The 10,036-nt window shown below is 68.8% G+C and carries 10 protein-coding genes and 3 pseudogenes; 4 read left to right on the top strand and 9 right to left on the bottom strand.

Translation table 11 applies throughout. The features are described 5' to 3' along the window. From O3W51_RS45780 to O3W51_RS45805, 6 genes are all read right to left on the bottom strand, one after another. On the bottom strand, positions 1–855 hold an 855-nt coding region (locus O3W51_RS45780), incomplete at its 3' end, for an ATP-binding cassette domain-containing protein (RefSeq protein WP_269289872.1). A 43-nt stretch (positions 856–898) separates the two neighbouring features. Next, on the bottom strand, positions 899–1,870 hold the full coding sequence (locus O3W51_RS45785; RefSeq protein WP_138354434.1) for a sugar ABC transporter substrate-binding protein: 972 nt from the start codon (positions 1,868–1,870) through the stop codon (positions 899–901). A 147-nt stretch (positions 1,871–2,017) separates the two neighbouring features. After that, on the bottom strand, positions 2,018–2,407 hold the full coding sequence (rbsD, locus tag O3W51_RS45790; protein WP_138354435.1) for a D-ribose pyranase: 390 nt from the start codon (positions 2,405–2,407) through the stop codon (positions 2,018–2,020). Further along, a complete protein-coding gene (locus tag O3W51_RS45795) occupies positions 2,397–3,401 on the bottom strand; it encodes a ribokinase (RefSeq protein WP_138354436.1) in 1,005 nt (334 codons plus the stop codon). The genes rbsD and O3W51_RS45795 overlap by 11 nt, the downstream gene beginning before the upstream one ends. Then, a complete protein-coding gene (locus tag O3W51_RS45800; protein WP_138354437.1) occupies positions 3,398–4,489 on the bottom strand; it encodes a LacI family DNA-binding transcriptional regulator in 1,092 nt (363 codons plus the stop codon). The genes O3W51_RS45795 and O3W51_RS45800 overlap by 4 nt, the downstream gene beginning before the upstream one ends. A 179-nt stretch (positions 4,490–4,668) precedes the next feature. After that, the gene (locus tag O3W51_RS45805; RefSeq protein WP_269289876.1) at positions 4,669–5,826 is read right to left on the bottom strand and encodes a nucleoside hydrolase; all 1,158 of its coding nucleotides are present in this window, start codon (positions 5,824–5,826) and stop codon (positions 4,669–4,671) included. Between the two features lie 448 nt (positions 5,827–6,274). On the opposite strand from O3W51_RS45805, the gene O3W51_RS45810 reads away from it, so the two are divergent. From O3W51_RS45810 to O3W51_RS45820, 3 genes are read left to right on the top strand one after another with little or no spacing between them, the layout of a single operon-like run. Then, a complete protein-coding gene (locus O3W51_RS45810; protein ID WP_198357578.1) occupies positions 6,275–6,607 on the top strand; it encodes a hypothetical protein in 333 nt (110 codons plus the stop codon). Further along, complete coding sequence (locus O3W51_RS45815) at positions 6,604–7,050, top strand: MerR family transcriptional regulator (RefSeq protein ID WP_198357579.1); 447 nt, start codon at positions 6,604–6,606, stop codon at positions 7,048–7,050. Before O3W51_RS45810 ends, O3W51_RS45815 begins: the two co-directional genes overlap by 4 nt. Further along, complete coding sequence (locus O3W51_RS45820; RefSeq protein WP_198357580.1) at positions 7,031–7,351, top strand: hypothetical protein; 321 nt, start codon at positions 7,031–7,033, stop codon at positions 7,349–7,351. Before O3W51_RS45815 ends, O3W51_RS45820 begins: the two co-directional genes overlap by 20 nt. 14 nt (positions 7,352–7,365) lie before the next feature. Here the strand turns inward: O3W51_RS45820 and O3W51_RS45825 are convergent. After that, a pseudogene (locus tag O3W51_RS45825) lies at positions 7,366–8,066 on the bottom strand (IS630 family transposase); the annotation flags it as partial. A gap of 15 nt (positions 8,067–8,081) precedes the next feature. Here O3W51_RS45825 and O3W51_RS49180 point away from each other — a divergent pair. Further along, positions 8,082–8,264: pseudogene (locus O3W51_RS49180) on the top strand (transposase); the annotation flags it as partial. A gap of 87 nt (positions 8,265–8,351) precedes the next feature. Here the strand turns inward: O3W51_RS49180 and O3W51_RS45830 are convergent. Continuing rightward, positions 8,352–9,227, bottom strand: coding sequence for an IS30 family transposase (locus O3W51_RS45830; RefSeq protein ID WP_269289879.1), 876 nt, complete (start codon positions 9,225–9,227; stop codon positions 8,352–8,354). Between the two features lie 15 nt (positions 9,228–9,242). Continuing rightward, positions 9,243–9,302, bottom strand: a pseudogene (locus O3W51_RS49185) (hypothetical protein); the annotation flags it as partial. Between the last annotated feature and the right edge of the window lie 734 nt (positions 9,303–10,036).

A 10,036-nucleotide genomic window follows, 5' to 3' on the forward strand; every position in this document is an offset into this window, starting at 1 on the left:
GGCATGCAGGGCGAATGAGACCGGCTCGCCGCCGCGTGGGTGCAGCGCGTCGGCCCGTAGCAGTTCAGGACCCGGCTCGCGTGGCACGTGCGGCGGGTACTCGTGCTCCATGTCGCGGCCGACCATGAGTTGGATGACGTCGGCGGTGCTCGTCCCGGCCAGTTCCTGGGTGGCCACATGGCGGCCGTTGCGGAAGACCGTCATTCGGTCCCCGAGCTCGAAGACCTCCTCCAAGTGGTGGGAGATGTAGAGGACGGCGGTGCCGCGCGCGGTGATCGCCCGCAGCAGGGTGAACAGGCGAGAGGTCTCCCGCGGGGTGAGGGTCGCGGTGGGCTCGTCCATCACCAGGACCCGGCAGTCCTGCCACAGGGTCCTGGCAATCTCCAGCAACTGCATCTGGGCGATGCCTAGCCGCTCCACCTTCGTCTGCGGCCGGACCTCGAGCCCGACCTCGGCGAGCAGCTCCTCGGCCCTGCGGTGCAGTTCCTTGCGGTTGACCAGCCCGTGGCGACGCGGGAGGTTCTGGAAGAACAGGTTCTCGGCCACGGTCAGGTTGGGCAGCAGGTTGAGTTCTTGGTGCACGACCTGGACGCCGGCCTGCATGGCCGCCGCCGGGTCGGCGGGCTGGTAGGGCTTCCCGCCCAGCGTCATGCCGCCGGCATCCGGCTGCTGGATGCCGGCGAGAATCCGGACCAGGGTCGACTTGCCCGCGCCGTTCTCGCCCAGCAGGGCGTGCACCTCGCCGGGGAGCAGTTCGAGCCGCACGTCGTCGAGGGCCAGTACGCCGGGGAACTGCTTGCGGATCCCGGTCGCCTCCAGCACAGGGGCCGGGGGGCTCGGGAGTCGTGCGGTCATGAGGTTCTGCCTTCCGGCATGGGGTTCCGCCTTCCGGTCCTGGTCAGCCGAGGTCGGACGCGGTGATGACCTTGACGTCGGTCTTCACCCAGCCCTGGACCTTGTCGCCGGCGATGAGCTTCATGGCCTGGTCGATGCCGTCACCGGCCTGCTTCGCGGCGAACTGGTCGACGGTCGCGACGACGCTGCCGTCCTTGACGTACGGCCGGATGGCCTCGATGTTGTCGAACGAGGCGACCTTGATCTGGTTCTTCTTGCCCGCTGCGGCCACGGCCTTGACCGCGCCGAGCGCCATCGAGTCGTTCGAGGCGAGGATCCCCTGAAGGTCCGGGTGTGCGGTCAGCATGTTGCTCACGACGGTGTAGGCCTCGTCGGTCTCCCAGTGCGCGGTCTTGGAGTCGAGCACCCGCAGACCGCCGGCGGCGGCCGCGGCGACGAAACCGGCTTTGCGCTGCTGGGCGTTGGCGGCGCCGGGGTTGCCCTCCAGGATGACGACCTTGCCGTCTTTGCCGAGCGCCTTGGCGAGCACCGCCCCCGACAGCCGTGCGCCCTCGGTGTTGTCGGGTCCGACGAACGGGACGTCGAGACCGGCGGCCTTCAGCGCGGCGTCGTCGAGCTTGACGTCGATGTTCACGACCTTGATGCCGGCCTTCACGGCGCGCTTGAGCGGGGCGACGAGTGCCTGGGAGTCGGCGGGAGCCAGCACGAGGGCGGCGGCCTTGTCGGTGATGCACCGGTTGATCGCGGCGACTTGGCCGTCGATGTCGGTCTCGTTCTGGATGCCGCTGGCGGTGAGGGTCAGGTCGCCGCGCTGTCTCGCGTGGTCCTGCGCCCCCTTCTCCATGGTCTGGAAGTACTCGTTGCCGAGCGACTTCATTACCAGGCAGACGGTGGGCTTTCCGCCCTTCGAAGTGCCGTCGCTCGTGGCTCCGTCGCCCTCCTGGCCGCAGCTGGTGAGAGCCGTCGCGAGCAGGAGTGCGGCGGTGGCGGACAGGACAACAGGCTTGCGGATCATCGTGGACTGCCTTCCATTGGAGGTGCGCTGAGGGTGTGCCGAGGGTGCGGCGGGGTGGCCCGCCGCAGGATCTGCGGGAACGGAACAGGGTCAGGGCCTGTTGTCGCCCTCTGACGTCGCGCTTTGGCGTCGAGTCGGGCGTCGGGGTCAGAACGGGACGCCGGCGCGGAGTACCGCGTTGGCGTAGGGGGTGGCCTCGCCTGTCCTGACGACCACGCGGGCACCGAGGGTGAGTTCCTTCAGCCGGTCGTGCGGTACCCGGTCGACGCTGATGCCGGCGAACTGGCGGTCGAGACCATCCAGGAGGGCTGGGTCCCGAGCCTCTTGGGCGACGCTGGCGTGCTCGACCACAAGCTCATGGAGCACAGCGGCCAGCACCGGGAGGAACGGCGGATCGCCGCGCTGCCACACCAGGTCCACGGTCTCGGTTCCCGGCCGGACGGGAAGTCCGGGGTCGGCGACCACGAGGAGGTCGCCGTGGCCGAGCGAGGTGATCAGATGCAACAGCCGGGGGTGCCACAGCCCGTCAGGACGCATGGCGCGCCTCCGTATCTGTACCCGCACCGATACCGGTATCTGGATCGGCGTCCACCACCAGCGCGTCGACCTCGGCCCGGGAAGGGAGCGACTGCTGGGCGCCGTGCCGGGTGGCCGCCAGGGAGCCCGCTGCGCAGGCCAGACGCACGGCCCCGGGCAGCGGGCGGCCGAGGCCCAGTGCGATGGCGAGTTGCGCGCAGAAGGCGTCGCCCGCGCCGACGGTGTCGACCGCGTCGACCTTGAAGCCCGGTTCCGTGTGGAGACCTGCCGCGTCGGCGGCGACCGCGCCGGCCGCGCCGAGGGTGATCACGACGGTTGCGGGCCCCAGCAGCCGGAGCTTCTGCGCGCGTGCCGTCCACTCCTCGTCCGGGACCGTTCCGGCAGCGGCGCAGGGGGGGCCGAGCAGGCCGACTGCCTCCGTCTCGTTGACGACAAGGACATCGGTCTCCCGCAGCAGGTGGGAGAGCAGCGGGCTGGGCTCGGGCAGCGGAGCGGCGTTGAGTACGGTCAGCGCTCCGGCGGTGCGAGCCGCGCGGGCCGCGGCCAATACGGAGGGCAACGGCACTTCGAGCTGGAGCAGCACGGTGTCAGAGCGTTGGGCGGCCTTGCCGCCGGTGAGCGTGCACAAGGTGGCCTCGTCGAGGCGCCGGTTGGCGCCGGGGGACAGGGTGACGGTGTTCTCCCCGTCGTGCTGGACCACAATCAGTGCCAGCCCGGAGGACGTGTCCGGGACCGAGGCCACCGCCCGGTCGTCGATGCCCTCGGCAACCAGGGCGGCCCGGAGCTCCGAACCGTGGGCGTCGTCGCCCAGCAGTCCGACCATCAGGACCGCCGCGCCGAGCCGGGCCGCGGCCACCGCCTGGTTGCCGCCCTTGCCGCCGGGGCCGCGCACCACATCGGCGCCGGAGACCGTCTCCCCCGGCCGGGGGAGACGGGGGACGGTGACCGACAGGTCCATGTTGAGGCTGCCGACTACGATCAGTCGTTCATTCATCGCTGTGCTCCGCCGCTTTCATCGCTGTGTTCTCCGCCTGCCGGATCGGGGCAACCGCAGGAGCCGCGGGCCAGCAGGGTCACGGGCAGGACATCCCGGCTGAGCGCCAGGTCCGGGTCCTTCATCCGGTCGAGCAGCCGCTGGACGGCGGTGCGTCCGAGGGCTTCGAAGGGCTGACGCATGGTGGACAGCGCCGGGCAGGTGTAGGCGCCGGCTGCTATCCCGTCGAACGAGACCACGGCCACGTCATCGGGGACCGACAGCCCCAGTTCGGTCGCGGCCCGTAGCACTCCGGCGGCCTGTTCGTCGGAGGTGACGAACAGGGCGTCGACGGAACGGTCGCGTGAGAGCAGAGCGCGACCCGACCGGTAGCCGTCCAGCCGACCGAAGGAACCGTGCAGCAGTGGCGCGGCGTCCGGGCAGGCCTCCCAGCCGGTGCGGCCGCCGGAACCGGACCCGGCCTTGAGCCCGGCCTGCTCCAGGGCGCTGCGCCAGCCCGCCACACGGTCGACGGTGGGATGGATGCCGAGCGGCCCGGCGATGCAGCCGACCCGGCGCCGCCCGTGGGCCAGCAGGTGGTCGGTCGCCTCCTGGGCGCCGCGCACGTTGTCGACCAGTACGTACGAGGTCTCCACACCGTCGAGTTCACGGTCGAAGACCAGACTGGGCACTCCGGAACGGGCCAACTCGGCCCGCCAGGGCTGGTCACCGTGCGAGGGGATGAGGACGAGCCCGTCCACCTGCCGGTCGACGAAGGTCCTGATGTACCCCGCCTCGCGCTGTGGATCGTCCACGCTGTTGCCGACCAGGAGCGTGTATCCGGCTGCCCAGGCGTGGTCCTCCAGAGCGCGGGCCAGCTCCGCGAAGAAGGGGTTCGCGGCGTCGGGAACGACCAGACCGAGCGTCATGGTGTGGCTCATGCGCAGCGACCTGGCTACGGCGTTCGGCCGGTATCCGAGCTGCTGCACCGCCGCCAGTACCCGTTCCCTGGTCGCCGGAGCGACCGAGCGGGGCCCGTTGTTGAGTACGTAGCTGACGACCGAGGGGGAGGTGCCCGCGAGCTGGGCCACGTCCTGCCGTGTTGCCATGGTGCGGCTCCTGGAACGGTCATGGAATGGGAGGGTCCGGATGCCGCAACACGAATTGGCAACTCGTGTTGCGGCGGGGTTACGAGATTATGAGAAGCAACGCACGCAACCGCAAGAGGCCGGACGCACCGGATCGCACCGAATCACCTTGGATGACGGCAGATCGCTCCGGACGGCCGTCAGGGCCGTCGCAGCAGACCGATGTAGAGGTCCCAGACTCGCCGCATGTCCAGGTCCAGGATGAGCGTCGCCCGCTGGGTGCCCACCGGGTTCGCGGGCGCGGAGAACTCGTCCAGCCCGTACCCCAGCGCCCGCCCGTAGTCCGGACCGAAGGACGCATCCACATCGACATAGCGACTCTGCGATGTCTTGACGACCTGGGGGTCGAGGAAGACCGCGGCCGTCAGCGCGTCCCACAGGAAGGTGCTGCGCCGCGGGTCTGCCGCGAACATCGGCCCCTGAAGGTCCTTGAACATCGTCTTGACGGGAGTCGGCGCTCCCGCGGTGATCGCGTCATACTGGGCCTTGGTGTAGCGCACCTTCACGCAGACGTCATCGGGCACGATCGTCTGCTTCGGGAAGGGTGTCCGCAGTGCGATGCGCGCCGACTCGGGGTCGAACCACCAGTTGAACTCGGCCGCGGGCGTGATGTTTCCCGGCTTGTCGAAAGCTCCGCCCATGTAGATGACTTCCTTGACGAGCGGCACGATCTCCGGGTGCGTGCGTACCGCCAGCGCGAGATTGGTCGCCGGGCCCACCTCCAAGAACGTGACCTGGCGCGGATAGCGCTTCACCTGGTTCACGATGAAGTCCGCGGCGGCCGAGGTGCTGGGGTGCGTGCTGGGATAGCCGCCGTAGGGCGGGCGGGGGAGCCGGTCGTACGCGGGAGGACGGGGGCTGTCGAACGCCCCGGCCCAAGGGGCCTTGCCGTACAGGGCGTTCTCGGCGGCCAGCCGCACCTTGCGGCCGGGCATGAGCGGCTCGCCCGCGCCTGCGACGACCGGGACATCGCGGCGTCCGATCAGTTCGAGCTGGCGCAGCGCGTCCGCTGTGCCTTCCTCGACCCAGGTGTTGCCGCTGACCACCGTCACGCCCAGCAGGTCCACCGAGGGATGCTTGGCGAGCATGAACATGGTGACCGCGTCATCGTTCAGCTCACCCATGTCGGCGTCCAGGATCACCTTGCGCCGGTCGGCAGGGTGTCGCTCGTCCGCTTGCTCGGCCGCTCGCGCGGTGATCACCGGCCCCGGCGTGGGTGACAGGGTCTGGCCCGAAGCCGAGACGGTGGGCACGAGCAGGACGAGGACGAGCAGTGGACCGAGTGTTCTCTTGCGCATGGAGCCTCCTCGATATGCGGTGCGCACCGACGGCGCGACCGGCCGCGTGATTATGGGAAGCAACCCCGGCAACGGCAAGGCGCACCGCACTTCCCCCTGACGTTCGCGGCCGAAGCCGGAGGCGCGGCAGAGTGGCCGTCAGAGGAAAGTGCCTGGGAACAGTAGCGGTCACCGGTGCTGCCGGGCGGAGAGGATCCGCGGTGCGCGCCGCTCTGCAGGACGACGTGTCACGTCTCGCGCTCATCGATCGGGTCGACCTCAACGCGCAGGCGCTGACCGCCCTGCGCCCGGCCGGGGCGACAGGTGCGGACGCCCAGCCTGCTGGCCCCCGGGAACGCACGGCGCTGACCGGGCCGTCCCCGCCCCCACACTTGCAACCGGTACCGAGGTACAGGTTTACCGTCGGAGGTGTCCCCGCTCTGGGGACGTGACGACGGGAGTGAGTGCGATGAGCGATCTGGCTTGGGTGCCGCAGTCCTGCACGCTGCCCACCGAAGAGCGACCCCTGCGGGTCGCGGAGTGGGACGCGCTGTTCTCCGAGCGGCTGACCTCCTCTTCGAGGCCCGAGCCGCTGCGACTGCGCCTTGACCTGGCTAACGGGCCGGGCATTGAGGAGCGGGACCGGGATCTGGTGGCGCGCGAGAGCGGCTGCTGCTCGTTCTTCACCTTCACCACCACCCCCGGTGAGGACCTGATCGGCCTGCACATCGCCGTGGACCCGGCGCACGAGACGGTCCTGGACGCCCTTTCCGCGCGGACGGCCGACCGGGTGCAGGAGTGAGCGCGGGCCTGCGCAGTGGCCAGGTCGCCGAGGCGGCCGGGGTGAACATCCAGACCCTGCGCTACTACGAGCGGCGCGGCCTGCTGGCCGAGCCGAACCGCAGCAACGGCGGCCACCGCCTTTACAACGAGGACGCGGTGACCGCACTGCGGGTGATCAAGGCCGCCCAGCGCCTCGGGTTCACGCTGGAGGAGGTCGCCGAACTCCTGGAGGCCGGCCGCCACCGGCACGGCCGCCCCGTGGCAGGACTCCAGGAGCGCGCCGCGGCCAAGCTCGCCGAGGTCGACGCGAAGATCGCCGACCTGACCACCATCCGCACCGCCCTGACCGCGGCCGTCGAGGCGGGCTGCAACGACCTGACTGTCTGCGCCGCAAGTGCCTGCTGCCCCATCCCTTTCACCCACCTCGCCGAGGAGAACCGCCATGCCGGACCATGCTGCTGACCCCCGCCCCCACAAGACGCCGAAGGCCCTGGGCGGATTGGCCGCGCTGGCCTGCGTGGCGTGCTGCGCACTGCCCGTCCTGATCACGGCGGGCGTCGTCGGGGCCGGCGCGGGGCCGGTGGTGGGCTGGCTGCCCGCCCTCGCCATCGTGCTGGCGGTGCTCGCCGCCGGCACCTGGTGGCTCGGCCAGCGCCATGGTTCCTGCTCCTGCGCGCCCAAGACCGCTGGCGAGGGCGAGGGCGGGTGCGGCTGCCAGGCGTCCGGCGAACCGCTTAAGATCAGCGGCGCGGGCCGCCAGTAGGGTCAGCCATCTGGTTACTGAGGTTGTAGACGTGGTGTCGTGAGTGTGAGGCCGGTCGCGGCGAGGCATCCGTCGATGATGTCGCTCCGGTATTGGATCTGACGGAGGCCATGTCGGAGTCTGCGGATGAGGTGGTCCGGGTCGGTGAAAGCCGTGTTCGCCTGGCTGGCCCGGCGGAGAACCGACCAAATGCTCTCGACGGGGTTGAGATCAGGCGCGTAGGGGGGCAGGTGGTAGCCGGTGATCCAGTCGTGCGCGTCGATGAAGGCCCGCATCCGGCGGTCCTTGTGGACGTTCAAGTTGTCCCAGATGAGGACGATCGGACCGTCGAGCTGCTGGTGCGCGGCGATGAGGAGGTCGCGGTACTCGGTCCAGGCGAAGCTCTTGCGACCGCCACTCTTGTGATCCGTATGCCGTCTGGGCCGGTAGATCAGACGGGATCGTTCGCCGGGCTTGTAGCAGCAAGGGCCGCTATAAAAAAGCGGCGCTGGGAACGGCCCCGGACCCGGATGACCGGGGTCGATCCACGGCGGCCCCAGGTGCGGGAAGTCGGCGGCGTCATCGAGAACCCGGCCTCGTCCTCGAAGACGAGCCAGGTTCCGAGCGCCGCTGCGGTGGTTCCAGGTGCGGCTACACCTCCTTCACCCAGCCGGCCACGGCCGCCTGAGGAGCCCCGAGGTTTCCGGACATGGGTCCAATAGGATCTGTGTAGCAAGGAAGCGAGGGAGAAGTGGCGCCATTAAGTAAGTACTCACCGGAGTTCCGTGATGAAGCTGTCCAGTTTGCGTTGCGGTCGAGTAAGACGATCTCCGAGGTTGCCCGAGACCTTGACCTGAACCCGGAGACCCTCCGCGGCTGGGTGAAGAAGCACGAAAAGCAGCTGGAGCCGACCCCTGACACGGAGTTGACCGTGCCTGGGCGGGCTCGCTTGAAGGAGCTCGAACGGCGCAATCGTGAACTCGAGATGGAAGTGAGCTTCCTGAAAGAAGCCGCCTTAGATTCAACGGGTCAAGGCAACACTCTCTGCAGGTGTGCGGAATCCCAGGCACTTGCGCGGACGGTTGTTGAGCTTCGTCGCGATGGCGTCAAGATCGTCCTGGCTGAACGTCGACAGGTTCGTCCCCCTGGGCAGGTACTGCCGGAGCAGTTTGTTCGTGTTCTCGTTGGTGCTACGTTGCCAGGGGCTGCGCGGGGTTGCGAAGAACACGTCAACACCCGTAGCGGCGGTGATCTGCTTGTGCGCTGCCAGTTCCATGCCGCGATCCCAGGTCAGGGTGGCGTGTAGTCGGGAGTCCATGCGGGCGTAGGTTTTGGCGAGGGCGGGAACGACTACGGCGGTGTGACGGCTGGCGAGTTTCACGACGGTGAGGAAACGCGACTTCCTGTCGACCAAAGTGGCGACCTGGCTGTTGTTCGAGCCGATCACCAGATCGCCTTCCAGATGCCCGAAATCGCTGCGGTGCTCCGCCTCTTGGGGCCGCTCCTCGATCGGTCGGGCATCGATGATCTGCGAACGCCACTGGCCTTTCACCGTGTGGCGCTTGTTCTTCCGGATCGGGCGGCCAGTTCGAAGGCGCTTGCACAATTCGCGGGGAACCACCTTCCAGCGGGTGGTATAGATCGACCGATAGATCGTCTCGTGACTGATCTGCATGCGCGGGTCGGTCCCGTGATGTAGACGGAGGTGTCCGACGATCTGTTCAGGCGACCACTCCTCCTTCAGCAAGACCAACACCTGCTGCCGCAAAGCGGGTTCACGAGCAAGCAGGCAGTGCTTCGGACGCTTCGCATGAGCGAGCGACCGTTCCTGCGCGGCAATCGCCCGGTAGACGTCGCGTCCGCCGTTTTTGTTGACCTCGCGGCTGATCGTCGACACCGCACGCCCCAGGCGGCCGGCCAAAGTCCGGTAGGACTCGCCGGCACAGAGCCCGCGCGAGACCTCCTCCCGCACCCACGGTCAGACTGCCCGCGCGCGCCTTGCGGAGTGAGGGAGCGATCCCTCCGTGATGCTTGAGGACGGTGAACACCGAGCCGGGCGGCTTGCCGATCTGCCGCGAGATGACACTGATCGACTCCCCGGTCTTCCACCGCCGCCACAAGTCAACCTTCATCTCGTCCGACATCCCCGGCCGACCCATCTTCGCCATACATACCGTCCTCAACCAGCACCGTTGCGTTGATCCGTTGAATCTAAGCCCGCGCCGGCCCCGCCTGCGGGCAACGCCCCCACAACCTCAACCTGAGCCCGCGCAAGCTGGCCACCAGCGGCACGTCCGGCCACCAATCCAGTCTTCGGCCGGCAACGAATGACTAGTGGGAGGGCCGCACCGAGTACCGGATCTTGATCCCGGGTCCGGGTCCTCACGCCGGAGCAACCGGTCGGCCGCTGCACCGGCACCCCCAGAAGGGCTGTGTGTCATGACCAGGAGCGAGTTCGAGAAGATCGTAGCCGAGGCCGCTGCTCGCATACGGCGCACAGCATTCCCGGCGCCCACATGTGCGGAAGAGCGAGAGCACGCGGTTCATACCCAGCACGCCGAGTACGGCGGATCCGCCCATTAGTACTGCAACCGCATGTGGGGGTGGTGGCCTCGGCGTTGGTAGTGGCATCTGCGGGCGCGGGCTTGGCTGCGGCGTCGGAAGCGTGACCAGTGCAGATGATGGTCGTTGTCCAGGTGTCGGGGC

It is taken from the genome of Streptomyces sp. H39-C1, assembly GCF_027158125.1.
GTDB lineage: Bacteria > Actinomycetota > Actinomycetes > Streptomycetales > Streptomycetaceae > Actinacidiphila > Actinacidiphila fildesensis.